Origin of the sequence: uncultured Enterovirga sp. (assembly GCF_964242715.1) — a bacterium.
GTDB lineage: Bacteria > Pseudomonadota > Alphaproteobacteria > Rhizobiales > Beijerinckiaceae > Enterovirga.
Map to the genome: position 1 here is coordinate 24,873 of NZ_CAXTAZ010000046.1, position 16,196 is coordinate 41,068.

The 16,196-nt window shown below is 68.9% G+C and carries 16 protein-coding genes; 11 read left to right on the forward strand and 5 right to left on the reverse strand.

Annotation, left to right across the window (positions count from 1 at the left end):
* Positions 1 to 557: 557 nt before the first annotated feature.
* Positions 558 to 1,142, forward strand: a complete 585-nt coding sequence (locus ACFE87_RS19240; RefSeq protein ID WP_375461270.1) for a DUF2939 domain-containing protein — start codon at positions 558 to 560, stop codon at positions 1,140 to 1,142.
* 3 nt (positions 1,143 to 1,145) lie between these two features.
* Here the strand turns inward: ACFE87_RS19240 and ACFE87_RS19245 are convergent, their stop codons facing one another.
* Positions 1,146 to 1,769, reverse strand: coding sequence for a biotin transporter BioY (locus tag ACFE87_RS19245; protein ID WP_375461271.1), 624 nt, complete (start codon positions 1,767 to 1,769; stop codon positions 1,146 to 1,148).
* A 107-nt stretch (positions 1,770 to 1,876) separates the two neighbouring features.
* Between ACFE87_RS19245 and ACFE87_RS19250 the strand changes: the two genes are divergently transcribed.
* From ACFE87_RS19250 to ACFE87_RS19290, 9 genes are all read left to right on the forward strand, one after another.
* Positions 1,877 to 2,791, forward strand: a complete 915-nt coding sequence (locus ACFE87_RS19250; RefSeq protein WP_375461272.1) for an MBL fold metallo-hydrolase — start codon at positions 1,877 to 1,879, stop codon at positions 2,789 to 2,791.
* Positions 2,792 to 2,893: 102 nt separating this feature from the next.
* Entirely contained in the window at positions 2,894 to 3,502 is a 609-nt protein-coding gene (locus tag ACFE87_RS19255) for a glutathione S-transferase family protein (RefSeq protein WP_375461273.1), read from the forward strand.
* 95 nt (positions 3,503 to 3,597) lie between these two features.
* Entirely contained in the window at positions 3,598 to 4,971 is a 1,374-nt protein-coding gene (locus ACFE87_RS19260; RefSeq protein WP_375461274.1) for an MFS transporter, read from the forward strand.
* A gap of 44 nt (positions 4,972 to 5,015) precedes the next feature.
* Positions 5,016 to 5,555, forward strand: coding sequence for a hypothetical protein (locus tag ACFE87_RS19265; protein WP_375461275.1), 540 nt, complete (start codon positions 5,016 to 5,018; stop codon positions 5,553 to 5,555).
* Positions 5,552 to 6,307 carry an HAD family hydrolase gene (locus ACFE87_RS19270; RefSeq protein WP_375461276.1) on the forward strand — a complete coding sequence of 252 codons (756 nt, stop codon included), beginning with the start codon at positions 5,552 to 5,554 and terminating at the stop codon, positions 6,305 to 6,307. Before ACFE87_RS19265 ends, ACFE87_RS19270 begins: the two co-directional genes overlap by 4 nt.
* Positions 6,307 to 7,293, forward strand: coding sequence for a cation diffusion facilitator family transporter (locus tag ACFE87_RS19275; RefSeq protein WP_375461277.1), 987 nt, complete (start codon positions 6,307 to 6,309; stop codon positions 7,291 to 7,293). The genes ACFE87_RS19270 and ACFE87_RS19275 overlap by 1 nt, the downstream gene beginning before the upstream one ends.
* 37 nt (positions 7,294 to 7,330) lie before the next feature.
* Positions 7,331 to 8,230 (forward strand): sulfite oxidase heme-binding subunit YedZ, encoded by a 900-nt coding sequence (locus ACFE87_RS19280; RefSeq protein WP_375461278.1) that lies wholly within the window; start codon positions 7,331 to 7,333, stop codon positions 8,228 to 8,230.
* A 106-nt stretch (positions 8,231 to 8,336) separates the two neighbouring features.
* Positions 8,337 to 9,965, forward strand: a complete 1,629-nt coding sequence (locus ACFE87_RS19285; protein WP_375461279.1) for a long-chain-fatty-acid--CoA ligase — start codon at positions 8,337 to 8,339, stop codon at positions 9,963 to 9,965.
* 98 nt (positions 9,966 to 10,063) lie between these two features.
* The gene (locus ACFE87_RS19290) at positions 10,064 to 10,993 is read left to right on the forward strand and encodes a histone deacetylase family protein (protein WP_375461280.1); all 930 of its coding nucleotides are present in this window, start codon (positions 10,064 to 10,066) and stop codon (positions 10,991 to 10,993) included.
* Here the strand turns inward: ACFE87_RS19290 and ACFE87_RS19295 are convergent.
* Positions 10,966 to 12,669: an FAD-dependent monooxygenase gene (locus tag ACFE87_RS19295; protein ID WP_375461281.1), complete on the reverse strand. Its 1,704-nt coding sequence runs from the start codon at positions 12,667 to 12,669 to the stop codon at positions 10,966 to 10,968. The genes ACFE87_RS19290 and ACFE87_RS19295 overlap by 28 nt on opposite strands.
* Positions 12,670 to 12,776: 107 nt before the next feature.
* On the opposite strand from ACFE87_RS19295, the gene ACFE87_RS19300 reads away from it, so the two are divergent.
* Positions 12,777 to 13,415 carry a TetR/AcrR family transcriptional regulator gene (locus ACFE87_RS19300; protein WP_375461282.1) on the forward strand — a complete coding sequence of 213 codons (639 nt, stop codon included), beginning with the start codon at positions 12,777 to 12,779 and terminating at the stop codon, positions 13,413 to 13,415.
* 9 nt (positions 13,416 to 13,424) lie between these two features.
* Here the strand turns inward: ACFE87_RS19300 and ACFE87_RS19305 are convergent, their stop codons facing one another.
* From ACFE87_RS19305 to ACFE87_RS19315, 3 genes are read right to left on the reverse strand one after another with little or no spacing between them, the layout of a single operon-like run.
* Positions 13,425 to 14,561 carry a Kelch repeat-containing protein gene (locus ACFE87_RS19305; RefSeq protein ID WP_375461283.1) on the reverse strand — a complete coding sequence of 379 codons (1,137 nt, stop codon included), beginning with the start codon at positions 14,559 to 14,561 and terminating at the stop codon, positions 13,425 to 13,427.
* A gap of 25 nt (positions 14,562 to 14,586) precedes the next feature.
* Positions 14,587 to 15,663, reverse strand: coding sequence for a 3,4-dihydroxy-2-butanone-4-phosphate synthase (gene ribB, locus ACFE87_RS19310; protein WP_375461284.1), 1,077 nt, complete (start codon positions 15,661 to 15,663; stop codon positions 14,587 to 14,589).
* A gap of 24 nt (positions 15,664 to 15,687) precedes the next feature.
* A complete protein-coding gene (locus ACFE87_RS19315; RefSeq protein WP_375461285.1) occupies positions 15,688 to 16,074 on the reverse strand; it encodes a type II toxin-antitoxin system VapC family toxin in 387 nt (128 codons plus the stop codon).
* Positions 16,075 to 16,196 lie beyond the last annotated feature (122 nt).

A 16,196-nucleotide genomic window follows, 5' to 3' on the forward strand; every position in this document is an offset into this window, starting at 1 on the left:
TGGACCGGATCCCGCCGAGCGGCCGGGCTTCGATCTAGCCCGTTATCCTTGACGACATGTGAATCTCAACGATCTGTCCTGCCTCAGGATCGCCTGATGTCGCGGCTGTGACCGCAGCCATCCCGCCCGGAAGGCCAGAGCGAGAGAGAGGACCGCAGAGATGAAAAACGCCAGGGGCTTATGGTAGATTGCTCCTCTGGAATGTGAGCCGCTTGAACCTCCCTCATAGTCTGAGGAAGCATGAACAAGCGTCTGATTTCGCTTGGTTCATAACGTCGAGAACCGCTGTCCTGTTGCTCACCTCGAGCACGCGAATGAGCGCCTTGTAAGATCGCCTCGGTCCTTGGATCCTGTGATCGGCTGAGAGTGGGATCGGGTGACGCGCTGATCCTGTTATCCCGAGACGGGGTAAACGAAGCGTAAATCCGATGTAGCAGGCTCGACTGCAGGCTTACGTCATCGGAGCAAGCTACCCGGGAGCCCTGGCAGCGGGTAGGATCGCCCGGTCGGGCCGACGGCGGCTCGCGTGCCGCAGATCCAAGGGAGACACCGAAGGCATGCGCTGGTTCGTGGCGATCACGCTGGTGCTTCTTCTCGGCTGGATCCTCTATCTTGCGTCGCCCTATTGGGCGATCTACCGGCTCGCCGCCGCCGTCGAGCGCGGCGACGTGGCGGCCGTCTCCGCGCGGGTGAACTTGAAAGCCCTGCGGGTCTCGCTGGCAAAGCAGATCGCGGCTGACCTCGCGGCGGCCGACCGTAGCGGCGGCATCTCGGGCTCGGATGCCCAGCTCGCCGCCGCTACGGTCCTGGCGCTCGCCGATCCGTTCCTCGACGAGGTCCTCACGGCCGACGGGATCTTGCGCCTGCTCCGGACCAGCTCGTCCGGCGAGGTCGGTTCGGGCTCTCCCTTCAGCCAGGGCCGCGGCGTGTCGCTCGAGGACCTCGACGATTTCCTGGGTGCCTCGACCTGGCGCGGGTTCCGGAACGTCTACATCAACCTGCCGCCCGACGAGCCGCGCGAGGAGCGGTTCCGCCTGCAGCTCCGGCTCGGGCAGCTGAGATGGCGTCTCGTGTCGCTCGAGCTCCCCTCAGCCCTCAGGAAGCGAATCGCGGAGACGCTGATTCGCAAGCACGTCCGCTAGACGTCAGCGGCCGAGCAGGCGCCGTAGCCCGTCGAGAGCGAGCGGCAGGGAGACGGCGGCCAGCGCCAGCTTGATCCCCTCGCCGAGCAGGAAGGGCCGTATGCCCATCTCGAACGCCCGGACGAAGCTCCCGGCCGGCAGCGTCACCAAGGCGAGCCAGAGCCAGCCCATCGCCAACATGGCGGCGCTGGCAGTGGCGAGCCAACCTGCGAACAGGAGGGGGCGGCGCGCGATGCCGCGATCGGCGGCCGTCCCCGAGATGCCGGCAGCCAGCACGAAGCCGAGCAGGAAGCCCCCCGTCGGGCCGAGCAGGTAGCCGAGGCCGGGAGCGAGCGGCGGCGTGTTGGCGAAGACGGGCCAGCCGAGCGCGCCCTCAGCCAGGTAGAGGAGGACCGAGAGCGTCGCGAGCCGGAAGCCCAGCATCGCGCCGAGCGCCAGCACGGCCAGGGTCTGGAGCGTCATCGGCACGGGGCCGGGCACCTGGATCTTGGCCGAGAGGGTCAGGAAAGCCGCGCCGAGGAGAACGAGGATGACCGCCCGCACCGGCTTCGACCAGCCTTCCGCCTTCGCAGGCCACACAAGGGCCGCGTAGGTCGTCACCGAGGCTTCCGTATCGGCTGCTGTCATGGCGCTTGACCCTTGTCCCGACCGCCCGTTGGCCGGCGGCGCAGCCGGTTCTATACGGGCGCTCGCTGCGGCTCTCAACCCGAAGGCCGCGCCAATGTCACGAGCGCATGTCCGACGATCTCCCCCTCGATCTGGACGACCGGCCGCCGCCCGGCACCTGCATGACCCTGTCGCTGCTGGTGCGCCGGCTCGTCGCCCCGAATGGCGGCGCCTTCACCTTCACGGGGACCTGCAGCTACATCGTCGGGCAGGGTCGGGTCGCGATCCTCGATCCCGGGCCGGACCGGCCGGAGCACGTGGCGGCCTTGCTCCGGGCCGTAGCGGGCGAGACCGTGACGCATGTCGTCGTCACCCACACCCATGTCGACCATTCTCCGTCAGCCCGTGCCGTCGCCGAGGCCACCGGTGCGACCCTCGTCGGCTGCGGACCGCATCGGCGCTCCCGGGCGCTGTCCGAGGGTGAGGCCGATACGATGGAGGGGTCGGGCGACATGCTCTACCGACCGGATGCGGAGATGCGCGAGGGTGATGCGGTCTCGGGGCCGGGCTGGACGCTTCAAGCCCTCGCGACACCCGGCCATACCGCGAACCACCTCGCCTTCGCGCTCCCGGAGGAGAACGCCCTCTTCTCCGGCGACCACGTGATGGCGTGGTCGACGACGATCGTCGGCCCTCCGGACGGATCGATGACCGACTTCATGGCCTCGCTCGACAAGCTGCGCGGGCGACAGGAGAGCGTGTATTGGCCGGGCCATGGCGGGCCGGTGCGCGATCCGCCCCGTTTCGTGCGCGCACTGATCCATCATCGCCGGGCGCGCGAGGCCTCGATCCTGAACCGGCTGGCGGCCGGCGACCGCCGCATCGCCGAGATCGTCCCGGCCATCTATGCCGGGCTGAAACCCGAGCTGCACCGCGCTGCCGGGCTCTCCGTCTTCGCCCATCTCGAGGATTTCGTCCGGCGAGGCGTGGTCGCGACGGACGGGCCCCCGCAGGTTGGGGGCGAGTACCGGCTCGCCGGCTGACGCGGGACGCCGTCCAGCGAATGCTGATGGGTCGCATCACAGCATTTCGCGTGCGTTCCGGCCGGCGCCTCCGCAATCTACATCCGAGCGGAGGAGACCGTCATGATACTCGTCGGGATGCTGGACAGCCCGTATGTTCGCCGGGCGGCGGTCACCGGAACGCTGCTGGGCCTCGATGTCGAGCACCGGTCGGTCTCGGTCTTCCGCCACATGGACGCGTTCCGGGCGATCAATCCGCTGATCAAGGCCCCGAGCCTCGTCTGCGACGACGGCGTCGTGATCAGCGAATCGCTGCTCATCATCCAGCATTTCGAGGACCTCGCCGGCCGCTCGCTCCGGCCGGACAATCCGGCCGCCCGACGCTTCGACCTCAGCCTGACCGGGATCGGCATCGTGGCCGCCGACAAGGCCGTCGCGGTGGAATACGAGCGGAAACGCCCAGAGGCCCAGCGCTACGGGCCGTGGCAGGAACGCATCCTCGCTCAGCTCCACACCGCACTCGACCTCCTGAACCAGGCCGCCTGGAACGGCGACCTCCGGCACGGTCCGGAGCTGAAGCCGGCCGAGATCGCGGCCGCGGTCGCCTGGGGCTTCTCGCGCTTCGTCATCCCGGAACATGTCGACGAAGGCCGCTGGCCGGCCCTCGCCGCACAGGCGAAGGCTTGCGAACAGCTCGACGTGTTCAAGGCCTGGCCGATCGATCGGGAATAGGCACGACCGTCATTCCGGAACCGGGATGGCCGAGCCGTCGGTTGCGTGTTGCGGCATGGTCCGGCCGGGCGTAGGCCCGGCCTCATGAGGCGCGCGTGAGTCAAGCCGTGGATCCGGAGGACGGGCTTCCCGTCCCGCAGCGCTATTGGTCCGCCATCGCGATCTGGCTCGCCATCGCCATGGCGGTGCTCGACAGTTCGGTCGCGAATATCGCGCTGCCCACGATCGCACGCGAGTTCCGCGTCGAGGCGCACGAGGCGATCTGGATCGTCAACGCCTACCAGCTCGCGATCGTGACCGCCCTCCTGCCGCTGGCTTCGCTGGGCGAGATCGTCGGCTACCGGCGGGTTTATCTCGCCGGCCTCGCGCTGTTCACGACGGCCTCGCTCTTCTGCGCGCTCTCCTCGACGCTCCTCGAACTGACCCTCGCCCGCATGCTGCAGGGCTTCGGTGCGGCCGGGATCATGTCGATCAACGCCGCGCTCGTCCGCTTCACCTATCCGCAGCACCTGCTCGGCCGTGCGATCGGCTTCAACGCGCTCGTCGTCTCCCTCGCCTCGGCGGTCGGGCCCTCGATCGCGGCCGCGATCCTGGCCGTCGCGCATTGGCCGTGGCTGTTCGCAATCAACGCGCCGCTCGGCCTCGTAACCTTTGCGCTCGCGGCCTATGCTCTCCCCCGGACGGCCCGAATTGCGCGGCGGTTCGACCTCGGCGGGGCCGTCCTGAACGCGCTTGCCTTCGGGTTCGTGATCGGCGGCGTCGACCTGCTGACGCGGGCCGGGCGGCCTCTCCTGGGCTGCGTGGCCATCGCGGCCGGCATCGCGAGCGGCACCTTGCTCGCCTTCAAAGGCCGGGCGGAGCCGAGCCCGCTTCTTCCGGTCGACCTCATGCGGATCCCGGTCTTCGCCCTCTCCGTCGCGAGCTCGATCTGCAGCTTCTCGGCCCAGATGCTGGCCTTCATCTCGCTGCCCTTCCTGTTCGATGGCGTGCTGCACCGGACCCCGGTCGAGACCGGGCTATTGATGACGCCCTGGCCGATCATGGTCGGCATCCTCGGGCCGATCGCCGGAGGCCTGTCGGACAGGTTCCCGGCCGCGATCCTCGGCGGCATCGGTCTCGTCCTGTTCGCGGTCGGCCTCGGCGCGCTCGCGATGCTGACGCCGGAGGCGAGCTTCGTCGACGTCGCATGGCGCATGGCGCTCTGTGGCTGCGGCTTCGGCTTCTTCCAGGCGCCGAACAACCGCACCATGATGCTGTCGGCGCCGCGAAGCCGGGCCGGGGCGGCCGGCGGCATGCTGGCGACCGCTCGCCTCACCGGCCAGACAGGCGGCGCGACCGCTGTCGCCGTGTTCTTCGCGCTGAGCCCGACCGGGGGGGCGGCGACGTCGCTCACCGTCGCGGCCGGCCTCGCCTTGCTCGGCGCCTGCTTGAGCCTCGGCCGGCTCCTTCCCGCCGCGCCCGCGGCCTGACGTCTCCCTCGACCGGGCCGCGCGGCTCCTCTAGAACCCGTCCCATGCTCGATCCCGCCGCCCTGGCGATGGAGCCGGCGCCGGGCCGCGCATGCGGAACCTGCACGCTCTGCTGCAAGGTCTATGACATCCCGCCGCTCGCCAAGCCGGCCGGGGCATGGTGCCGGCATTGCCGGCCCGGACGCGGCTGCGTCATCCACCCGGACCGACCGCAGCATTGCCGGGACTTTCATTGCCTGTGGATCACACAGGCTTGGCTTGGCCCGGAATGGAAGCCCGACCGCTCGAAGATGGTGCTGACCATCGATGCCGCGACGCGTTTCCTCCTCGTCCAGGTGGATCATGGCGCTCCGAATGCGTGGCGGGCGGAGCCGTATTACCGTCAGCTCAAGCAATGGTCGGGTGCCGCCGCCGGCCGGGGGCAGCACGTGATCGTCTTCCTGAACAAGAGCGCGACCGTGATCCTCCCTGATCGAGACGTGCCTCTCGGCGTCATGGGACCGACCGACCGCATCGTCGCGCGCGAGAGACGGACGGCGACGGGAACTTCGATCGACGTGGAACGGGTCGCCGGAGCAGCATGACCAGTATCCGGGCGATCCTGTTCGACAAGGACGGCACCCTCATCGATTTCGACCGGACCTGGGGTCCGGCCGGATACGAGGTGATGCGGACGCTGTCGCGTGGCGACCGGATGCTGCTCGAGCGGCTGATGTCCGTCAGCGAATATGTCGAGGAGGAGCGGCGGTTCCTGCCCTCCTCGCCGCTGGTCGGCGGCTCCTCGGCCGAATACGGGCCGCTCTGGGCCGAGGCGCTCGGGCGTGAGCCCGGTCCGGCGCTCTACGGCGAAATGGACGATCTGTTCCGGCATTGGGGCCTCGCGACCCTCGCACCGATCTTCGATCCGGCGGCCATTCTCGGCGGCCTGTCGGCGCGCGGTCTCCACCTCGGGATCGCGACCAACGATGCCGAGGCATCCGCACGGGCCCAGGCCGAGGCGCTCGGGCTTTCCGGGCTCTGCCCCTTCATCGCCGGCTACGATTCGGGTTTCGGCTCGAAGCCCGATCCCGGCATGGTGACGGCCTTCGTCCGCCATCACGGCCTTGCCCCGGACGAGGTCGCGATGATCGGCGATTCGGTTCACGATCTCGCGGCCGCCCGCGCCGCAGGCGTCGTGGCGGTCGGGGTCCTGACGGGCCCGCTCGGCCACGCGGCGCGCGCCGCGATCGAGCCCTATGCGGACCACGTCGTGGATACGATCGCCGACCTGCCGGACTGGCTGGACACCCTCGGACCGGGGGCGCCGGCCATGTCAGGGCTCGCCGCGGGACAGTGATGGCCGAGAAGCACGACCACGCCGCCGAGCCGCACGATCACCCGCATGGCGGTCACCACGACCATGCGCATAGCCACGTGCATTCCCATCGGGCCGCCCACGTCCACATGCCGGCCGATTTCGGCCCGACCTTCAAGATCGCCATCGCGCTGAATGTCGCCATCGTCGCCCTCCAGGCAGGTTTCGGCTGGGCCGCCGGATCGATGGCGCTGCTCGCGGATGCCGGCCACAACCTGTCCGACGTGCTGGGTCTCGTCGTCGCCTATGCGGCGGTCGTGCTCTCCCGCAAGAAGCCGAGCCCGCGCTTCACCTGGGGGCTCGGCAATTCCTCGATCCTGGCCGCGCTCTTCAACGCCGTCTTCCTGCTCGTCGCCGTCGGCGCGCTGAGCTGGGAAGCCATCGAGCGGCTGCGCGATCCCCGGCCCGTCGCCGGCATGACGGTGATCGTGGTGGCGGCGATCGGGATGGTGCTGAACGGGGTCACGGCCTGGATGTTCGCCTCCGGCGGCCGGACCGACATCAACATCCGGGGCGCCTTCCTGCACATGGCGGCGGATGCCGCGGTGTCCGCCGGCGTCGTCCTCTCCGGCATCCTGATCCTCCTCACGGGCTGGCTGTGGCTCGACCCGCTCGCCGGGCTCCTCATCAACGTCGTGATCGTGTGGGGGACCTGGAGCCTGCTCCGCCAAAGCCTCGACATGTCGCTCGCAGCCGTGCCCGCGACCGTCGATTACGATGCGGTGCGGGCCTACCTCGCGTCACGGCCGGGCGTCGCCCGGATGCACGATCTCCATATCTGGCCGACCAGCACGACCGAGACGGCGCTCACGGCCCATCTCGTCATGCCGGCGGGTTTCCCCGGCGACGCCTTCCTGATGGAGGCCGCGGCCGGGCTCAAGGACTCCTTCGCGATCGGCCACGTCACCTTGCAGGTCGAGACCGGCGAGGACACCTTATGCGAATGGGCCACGGCGCATCCGGCGTGAGAGGCCGCGTCTCCTCGACCAGGTCTGGACCGCCAGCATGCTGAACGCACTCGTCCTCTGGCGCGACCGACGCGGCCGGCTGTCTCCCCTCCGCATCGCGACGCTCGCGATCCTGCTCTGGCCGGTTCTCCTGTTCGGGATCGACTATGCCCGGGGGGCGCTCGGCGGCCGCCCGTTGAACGAGGTCATCCACCGCACCGGCTGGTGGGCGCTCGTCTTCCTCCTCGCTTCGCTCGCGATCACGCCGCTGCGTCGCTCGGCCCGGCTCGGCAAGCTGATCGACATACGGCGCATGGTCGGGGTCGCCTCCGCCCTCTATGCGTCGGTTCACATCCTGCTCTTCGTCGCCGACCAGGGCTTCAGCCTCGTCAAGGTCGCGACCGAGATCGTGTCCCGCCTCTATCTGACGATCGGCTTCGTGGCGCTCCTAGGCCTCCTGGCGCTCGCCGTGACCTCGAACGACACGATGGTGAAGCGCCTCGGCGGCCTCACCTGGCGGCGGCTGCACATGCTGACCTACGGCATCACGCTGCTGGCGCTGATCCACTATTTCCAGCAGACCAAGGCCGACGTCTCGGTACCGACGCTCTATGCGGGCCTGTTCGTGTGGCTCCTGGGCTACCGAATCCTCGCCCGATGGCGCGGCGAGGAGGCGCTGACGCCCCTCGCCCTCGTGCTTCTGGCCGTCGCCGCGGCCGCGCTGACCTTCGTCGGCGAGGCGGTCGGGATCGCGCTCGCCTTCCGCCAGCCCGTCCTCGCCTTCGCGACCCAGTTCCTCTCCGCCATCTTCGACGTCGGTCTCGGCGTGCGGCCGGGCTGGTGGGTGCTCGCTGTCGGGCTCGCGGTCGCGGCGATCGACGCGGCTCGGGGCTGGGCCGAGCGGCGTACCGCGGGCGCCGCCGTAGCCTTGCGCGAGCGGCCGGTACGGGCAGGGTAGCGGCACCGGCCTGCTCCCATCGTCGTCATTGGCAGGGGCGAGCGCTCTGCCCTAGAACCTGCGGCGAAGACCGCGACGACGCGGCAAGGCTGCGGAGGAGACGATCATGCGCGGGCTGATGCAGGACTGGCCGCTCCTGATCCACAAGGTCATGGATTATGCCGCGACCGAGCATCCGGGCCGGGCGGTGGTATCGCGGAGCGTCGAGGGGCCGATCGTCCGGTCGAACTATGCCGAGGTGAGGTCGCGAGCGCTCCGGGTCGCGAAGCGGCTGACGCAGGACGGGATCCGGCTCGGCGACCGGGTCGCGACCCTCGCCTGGAACACCGCCCGCCATCTCGAAACCTGGTACGGCATCACGGGCCTCGGCGCAGTCTACCACACGGTGAACCCGCGCCTGTTCGAAGACCAGATCGTCTACATCATCAGCCACGCCGAGGATCGGCTCCTCTTCCTCGACCTCACCTTCGTGCCCCTGGTCGAGAAGCTCGCGGACCGCCTGCCCTCGATCGAGCGCTATGTCGTCCTCACTGACGGGGCCCACATGCCGGAGACGAAGCTCCGGAACGCGGTCGCCTACGAGGCGTGGATCGACGAGGTCGATGAGGATTTCCGCTGGGCGGACTTCCCCGAAACCACCGCGGCCGGCCTCTGCTACACGTCCGGCACCACGGGCGAGCCGAAGGGCGTCCTCTACTCGCACCGGTCGAACGTGCTGCACGCCATGATGACGGTGATGCCGGACGCGTTCGGGCTCTCCACCCGCGACGTCGTGATGCCCGTCGTGCCGCTCTTCCATGCCAATAGCTGGTCGCTCGCCTTCGCGGCTCCGATGGCGGGCGCGGCGCTCGTCCTGCCGGGGCCGAAGCTCGACGGGCCATCGATCTACGACATCCTGACGACCGAGCGGGTCACCTTCACGGCGGCAGTGCCGACGATCTGGTTCGCGCTCCTCCAGCATCTCGAGAAGGTGGGCGGCGGACTACCCGACCTGACCCGCGTCGCGATCGGCGGCTCGGCCTGCCCGCCGGCCGTGATCGAGGCCTTCGAGCGCAAATACAACGTGCCCGTCCTGCACGCCTGGGGCATGACCGAGATGAGCCCGGTCGGCTCGATCTGCTCGATCAAGCCCGAGGTGCAGAGCGAGGATTACGGTGCGCTGCTCGGCGTCAAGGCGACGCAGGGCTATGCGCCTTTCGGCGTCGAGTGGAAGATCACCGACGATGCCGGTCGTGAGCTGCCGCGAGACGGAAAGACCTTCGGCCGGCTGAAGGTGCGGGGCACGGCGGTCGCCCGCCGCTACTTCCGGCGAGAGGAAGAGGAAATCCTCGACCAGGATGGCTTCTTCGACACGGGCGACGTCGCGACCCTCGACCCGCACGGCTACATGCGGATCACGGACCGGTCGAAGGACGTGATCAAGTCCGGCGGCGAGTGGATTTCCTCCATCGACCTCGAGAACCTCGCCGTAGGCCACCCCCATGTGGCTGAGGCCGCCGTGATCGGCATCGCGCATCCGAAATGGGACGAGCGCCCGCTCCTCGTCGTCGTCGCGAAACCCGGGATGAGCCCGGAGAAGGCCGACGTGCTCGAATATCTCCGGCCGAAGATCGCCAAATGGTGGATGCCGGACGACATGGTGGTGGTGGACGAGATCCCCCACACGGCGACCGGCAAGATCCTGAAGACGGAGTTGCGCCACCGCTTCCGGGACTACCGCCTGCCGACGGCGTAGCGCGGCCATCCGGGGCTGGACGCCGGGCTTCCTTGCCGCCGCGGCGGCATCGTGCGAATCGCCCGCAACGATCCTCAGCCCCGGCCGTTCAACCCCCGATGACAACCCTCCTCCTGCATCACCCGGCCGCCGCCGCCCATGCCACGCCCGCCGGGCATCCCGAGCGTCCCGACCGCATCCGGGCCGTCGAGCGCGCGCTTTCGGCCGAGGCGTTCGGCACGCTGAAGCGGCAGCTCGCGCCCGAAGCCTTGATGGAGGAGGTGGCCCTTGCCCATCCGATCGCCTGGGTGGAGGCCATCGCCAAGGCGAACCCGAAATCCGGGCTCGTCCAGGTCGATTCCGACACGATCATGTCCCCCGGCACACTGGAGGCGATCCTGCGCGGGGCTGGGGCGGCGGTGGCGGGCGTCGATGCCGTCATGACGGGCGAGGCCGCGAATGCCTTCGGTGCGATGCGGCCCCCCGGCCACCATGCCGAGCGCACCCGCGCCATGGGCTTCTGCTTCTTCAACAACGCCGCGATCGCGGCCCGGCACGCCCAACGGAAGCACGGGGCGGAGCGGGTCGCGATCATGGATTTCGACGTCCATCACGGCAACGGCACGCAGGACATCTTCTGGGACGACGCGAGCGTGCTCTACGCCTCGACCCACCAGATGCCGCTCTATCCAGGCACCGGCGCCGCCTCCGAACGCGGGGACCACGACACCATCGTCAACGCCCCCCTCCGCCCCGGCGACGGCGGCGAGGCTTTCCGGGAAGCGATGGAGGCCGTGATCCTGCCCCGGATCGAGGCTTTTGGGCCCGATCTCGTCGTGATCTCGGCCGGGTTCGATTCCCATCACCGCGACCCTCTCGGCAGCCTGCGCTTCACCGAGGCGGATTTCGCCTGGGCCACCCGGGCGCTGATGGGGGTGGCGGAGCGCCATGCGGGCGGGCGGGTCGTCTCGCTCCTTGAAGGCGGCTATGACCTCGACGGGCTCGCGGCTTCGGCCGCCGCTCACGTCGCCGCGTTGATGGAGGCCTGAGAGCCGTCCGGATCCGGCGCGAAACGGCCGATGAGGAAGCTCGCGAGCGCCGCCATGTCGAGACGGTCGCAGCGCCAGGCGATGTGACCGTCGGGCCGGATCAAGAACAGCGCTTGCGGTATCGTGCCGTCGAGCCCGTAGCGGCGAAGCACATCCCCGCCTTCGACCCGGTTCAGGTGCGGTGCTCGGCCGGCAAGGCTCGCGGCCACGAGATGCCACGACATCCCCGGCACCTTCGGGAGGCTGGCAAGCCCCGCCGCGATGTCGCCGATCTCGGCTTCGGTGAGCGCGCGACGGGACAGGGCCAGCACGTGGAAGCGGTAATCGGCGATGAGGCCGAAGACGTCGAGCGACCGCCCGATGGACGCGTTCGGCGCCCGCTCGCCGATGCCCGGCGCTCCGGTCCAGCCCGGCGCCTCGTCACGCACGAAGGCGCTCGCGCGGTATCGAATGCCGAGCTGCGAGAGGAACAGGAAGGCGCGTGCCCTCGCGAGCCGGAAACGCGAGATGGCGCCCGCCACGACCGGCACTAGGATGTTGCGGAGCTTCGTGCTCCAGCCTGCCTGGGCCGTCATGCCTTCGAACAGGCGGTCGGTCACCTCGAGCAGCTTCTGCCCGACCGGCCAGCGCTCGTCATGATAGGTGTCGAGCAGGACCGGAGGAGCCGAGCCCTTCAGCACGGCGGCGAGCTTCCAGCACAGGTTGGCGGCATCCTGCAGGCCGGTATTCATGCCCTGGCCGCCGGCCGGCGAGTGAATATGCGCGGCGTCCCCGGCCACGAAGACCCGGCCCTTGCCATATCGATCCACGCTGCGGTGATGGATTCGGTAGCGGGACACCCAGACCGCGTCCGTCAGGCGAACATCCTGTCCGGCCGCATCCCGGAATGCGGCTTCGACCTCGTCGAGCGTCGCGGGCGCGAGGCCCTGGGACGCCATGCCGGTCGGCTCGCCCTCGGCGCGAGGCTGACTGACGATGACCCGGACGATCCCGCGACCCCGCAGCGGGAAGACGAGGCCGAAGCTGCGACGGCCCAGCAGGATGTTCAGCCGCTCCGGATCGATCGCGCCCTCGACGCGGCAATCGGCGAGGAGGAAACTCTGCGCGTAAGCCTCCCCGGCGAAAGTCAGCCCGAGTCCCTTCCGGACCATGCTGTGCGCGCCGTCGGCGCCGAGCAGGAACGCGGCCCGGACCTCCTGGGTCACTCCGTCCGGGGTCGCAAGCCGGAGCGTGACCCCGGCGTTCTCCTGCGTGAAGCTCTGCACGTCGACGCCCCGCTCGACCAAGACCCCGTGCGCCGCGAGGTCTCGGGACAGGATGGTCTCGACCTCGGATTGCGGAATGGCGAGCACGAACGGATAGGGCGTGTCGTTGCGGCCGATGTCGTCGAAATCCACCTCCGCCGCCTCGTGCCCCTCGACAACGATGCGGGCGCCGGCCGCGAGCAGACCGGATTCCAGCACGGGTTCTGCAAGGCCGATGCTGGCGAACAGCTCCATCGTCCGAGCCTGGACCGCGAAGGCCCGCGATTGCTGCGCCGAATCCAGGCTCTTATCGAAGATGCGGACCGAGAGACCGCTGCGCTGCAGCAGCGATGCGGCCATGAGGCCTGTCGGTCCCGCGCCGACGATGACGACGTCGGTGGTCTCGACCTCGTTCGTTGTGAATTCGGACATGGCGCAGCTCCGGAGCAGCAAGCCCTGACGGGAACGTCAGGACGAGACTTGACGTCTAAGTTCGATTTTGATGACTGTCCAGTCAGTCATATGTTAGTAGGATGAGGATGAAGGAAGCTGTTGAAGTCGTTCCTGACCGTAAGCGCGCCTCCGGCGCAGCAGCCCGCCGTGAAGCCATCGTGTCGGCCGCCCTGGCCGAGTTCTCCGAGAAAGGCTTTGCGGCCACCAGGATGGACGATGTCGCGAAGCGAGCCGGGGTCGCGAAAGGCACGATCTACCTCAACTTCACGGACAAGCAGGCCCTGTTCGAAGGGATCCTGCAGCAGGTTCTCTCTTCGGCGGTGGACCGGATCGCGACCGAGCGGCCGGAGCCGGACGAGAACACGGGAGCGTTCCTTCGCAGGGTCGTGGTTCCGATCCTCGCCGGCCTACCCGGATCGAGCCGGGGCGAAGTGATCCGGCTGATGATCTCGGAAGGGGCACGGGTGCCGGATCTGGCCTCGATCTATTTCCGCACAGTCATGGCACCTGGGCTCGCCGCGCTTCAGGACCTTGGGGGCCGGGCGACAGCGCGAGGCGAAGCGGGAGGCGAGGTGCTGGCGCGGTTTCCGCAGCTGCTCTTCGCGCCCGCCCTCGTCGGGATCGTCTGGACGAGCCTGTTCGACCGGCACCTGCCGCTCGACGTCGCGGGGCTGGTCGAGGCCCAGCTCGACCTTATCTTTCCCAAAGACCGCTCGCAGCTCTGACCGAGCGGATCACGCCGTGAGCGTGAACGCCTCGTGGACCGAGGATTGCACCGCCCCGCCTGTGACCGCGCCTCCGCCGGCGACGTAGATCCAGTCCCCGATCGCGACCGCGCCGACCGCGTGGCGCGGGGTCGTCATCGCCGCGTGGCTCTGCCACGCATCCGTCGCCGGATCGTAGCTCTCCATCTGGCCGAAGACCCGGGCCTGGGTGATGCGCCCGCGGTCGATCACGCCTGATTCCCCGCCCATCGCGAAGAAGCGCCCTCGGTAGGAGACGAGGCCGTGGCCGGATCGGACGGTCGGGAGGGGCGAGCGTTCCTCCCACGTATCCCGCTCCGGCACGTAAACGTGGTGAAGGCCGGTATTGTATTCGAAGGTATTGAACCGGCCGCCGACGATGTGGATCCGGCCCTCATGCACCACAGACCCGACATGGTCGCGGGCCCCGGGCATCGGCTTGAGGACCGACCAGGTGTCCGAGGCCGGGTCGTAGGCTTCGTGCCAGCCGACGCTGGCACGCTCGAGCGTCGGTTCGGAGGCCCCGCCCATCAGGTGGATGCGGCCGTTCAGAACCTCGGCGGCCCCGGCTCCGCGCGGGCGGCGGAGCGGTGCGATGCGGGTCCAGCGGTCGGACGCGACCTCATAGGCATAAGCGTTGTGGTCGGGATTGCGGTTCTGCTCGATGAAGCCGCCGAGCGCGTAGATCCGCCCGGCATCGGCCGTCACGGAGACGTGGTTCGCGCCTCGCGGCAGCGGCGCGCCGTTATACCAGCGGTCCTGCGCCGGGTCGTAGATGTGGTGGTAGGTGCGGTCCACCCGGCCCTCGCCGTAGCCCCCGATGATGTGCATGCGACCGGCCCATGCCGTCGCCCAGGCCATCTCGCTTCGCGGGATCGGCAGCGCCGCGCGAGCGACCCATCGGCCCGGCGCGCCCGGGGGTGCGGAGGAGCCGATGACGCGCTGCGCCTCCTGCTCCGGCGTCAGGTGATGCGGCTTGCCGCCCTGCAGCCCTGCGAACGGGTCCGGCGAGGGCTTGGCTTCCGGCAGCGGCGCGGCGGCGCCGCCGTGGCCCGCATGCTGGGCGGCAGCCGGTCCGGCCGCGGCTCCGCCCGCTGCGAGGCCGAGGATAAGTTGCCGTCGATCCATCGCAATCACCTCTCCGGGCAGGGTCTCAGATCGTCTCGGTGCCGACAAGCTCGATGCCGAAGCCGCCAACCCCGACATAGGCCCGGGGACCCGACGCCAGCGTGCGGATCGAGGTCACGCCGAGGTCACGCAGGATCTGGGCCCCGACCCCGACCTCGCGCCATTGCCGCGTCCGGTCCGCCTCGGAACCTGCCCCGGCTTCGTCCGGGAAAGCCGTGACCGGAACGCCGGCCGTTCCCTCCCGGAGATAGACGAGGACGCCCCTGCCCTCTTCGCGGAAGCGCTTCAGCGACGCAGCGATCGTCTTACCTCCGGCGAGGACATCGGCCACGACATTGGCCCGGTGCAATCTCGCCAGAATGTCGCGCCCGTCCCCGATCCGGCCATGGACGAAGGCGTAATGCTGCACGGCGTCGAAGGGCGTGGAATACGCATAACCCGTGAGTTCGCCGAACTCGGTCTTGACCGGAAATGTGCCGATCCGTTCGACGAGCTTCTCGCGAACCTGCCGGTGGGCGATCAGATCGGCGACCGAGAGCCGCTTCAGCCCGTGCCGGGCCGCGAAGGCGACGATCTGCTCGCCCTTCATCACGGTGCCGTCGTCATTGGCGAGTTCGCAGATGACGCCGACCGGCGGCAGCTTGGCGAGCCGGCAGAGGTCGACGGCCGCCTCCGTATGGCCCGACCGCATCAGGACGCCGCCGTCCCGGGCTATCAGCGGGAAGACATGGCCGGGTCGCACGAAATCCGCCGCCCCCATATTGCCGTTCGCGAGCGCCCGCACCGTGTTCGTGCGCTGCTCGGCCGAGATGCCGGTCGTGAGCCCGTGGCGTACGTCCACGGTGACCGTGAAGGCCGTGCCGAGCGGGGCGTCGTTCGAGGCCACCATCGGGTCGAGCCGAAGCCGCTTCGCCTCGGCCACCGTCAGCGGCGCGCAGACGATGCCGCAGGTATTGCGGATGATGAAGGCCATCTTCTCCGGCGTGCAGAGCGAGGCCGCAACGACGAGATCGCCCTCGTTCTCGCGGTCGTCGTCATCGGTGACGACGACGATCTCGCCCTGCGCGAAGGCCTCGATGGTGTCGGTGACGCTATCGGACATGGGCACTTTCAGCAGCCGCGCCGTCTAGGCGAAGAGCCGCACGTTGGAGCCATAACTGGCAAGCTGCCGATCAACAGTGACCAGGAGCGCATTCGCCTCGATAGCTTGCACCACAAGAAGCCGGTCAAAAGGATCACGGTGGTGATGGGGGAGGGTCGCCACGCGGGCGGCGACCTCGGAGGTAACGGCAAGCTCGGCGTAATCCAGGCGGGCGGTAGCGGCGAGCTCGAGGGGATCGACATCGAAATCCGATCGACCCAGCGCTCGCTTGATCGCGACTTCCCAAATGCTTCCCGCGCTGGAGAGCTTCTCGTTGCCCGGTTCCTCGAGCATCTGACGCAGCTTCGGCGGAAGATCTCTCGTCCGCATGATGCTCCAAATCAGTACCTGAGTGTCCAGCAGGATCTTCAAGACTTGCCTTCAAACAGGTCCAAGATCTCGTCCGGAAGAGGTGCATCGAAGTCAGCGGGGATCTTATATTTGCCTTCGAGACGACCCAATGTGACCGGCCAACGTCGCTGGGGTTGAACCAC

Bases quoted from the DNA above. Each gene is read 5' to 3' on its own strand.
- ACFE87_RS19265 (WP_375461275.1), top strand. From the start codon at position 5,016: ATGCTCGATCCCGCCGCCCTGGCGATGGAGCCGGCGCCGGGCCGCGCA.
- ACFE87_RS19290 (WP_375461280.1), top strand. From the start codon at position 10,064: ATGACAACCCTCCTCCTGCATCACCCGGCCGCCGCCGCCCATGCCACG.
- ACFE87_RS19270 (WP_375461276.1), top strand. From the start codon at position 5,552: ATGACCAGTATCCGGGCGATCCTGTTCGACAAGGACGGCACCCTCATC.
- ribB (WP_375461284.1), bottom strand. From the start codon at position 15,663: ATGTCCGATAGCGTCACCGACACCATCGAGGCCTTCGCGCAGGGCGAG.
- ACFE87_RS19255 (WP_375461273.1), top strand. From the start codon at position 2,894: ATGATACTCGTCGGGATGCTGGACAGCCCGTATGTTCGCCGGGCGGCG.
- ACFE87_RS19300 (WP_375461282.1), top strand. From the start codon at position 12,777: ATGAAGGAAGCTGTTGAAGTCGTTCCTGACCGTAAGCGCGCCTCCGGC.
- ACFE87_RS19305 (WP_375461283.1), bottom strand. From the start codon at position 14,561: ATGGATCGACGGCAACTTATCCTCGGCCTCGCAGCGGGCGGAGCCGCG.
- ACFE87_RS19285 (WP_375461279.1), top strand. From the start codon at position 8,337: ATGCGCGGGCTGATGCAGGACTGGCCGCTCCTGATCCACAAGGTCATG.
- ACFE87_RS19275 (WP_375461277.1), top strand. From the start codon at position 6,307: ATGGCCGAGAAGCACGACCACGCCGCCGAGCCGCACGATCACCCGCAT.
- ACFE87_RS19250 (WP_375461272.1), top strand. From the start codon at position 1,877: ATGTCCGACGATCTCCCCCTCGATCTGGACGACCGGCCGCCGCCCGGC.
- ACFE87_RS19245 (WP_375461271.1), bottom strand. From the start codon at position 1,769: ATGACAGCAGCCGATACGGAAGCCTCGGTGACGACCTACGCGGCCCTT.
- ACFE87_RS19280 (WP_375461278.1), top strand. From the start codon at position 7,331: ATGCTGAACGCACTCGTCCTCTGGCGCGACCGACGCGGCCGGCTGTCT.
- ACFE87_RS19240 (WP_375461270.1), top strand. From the start codon at position 558: ATGCGCTGGTTCGTGGCGATCACGCTGGTGCTTCTTCTCGGCTGGATC.
- ACFE87_RS19295 (WP_375461281.1), bottom strand. From the start codon at position 12,669: ATGTCCGAATTCACAACGAACGAGGTCGAGACCACCGACGTCGTCATC.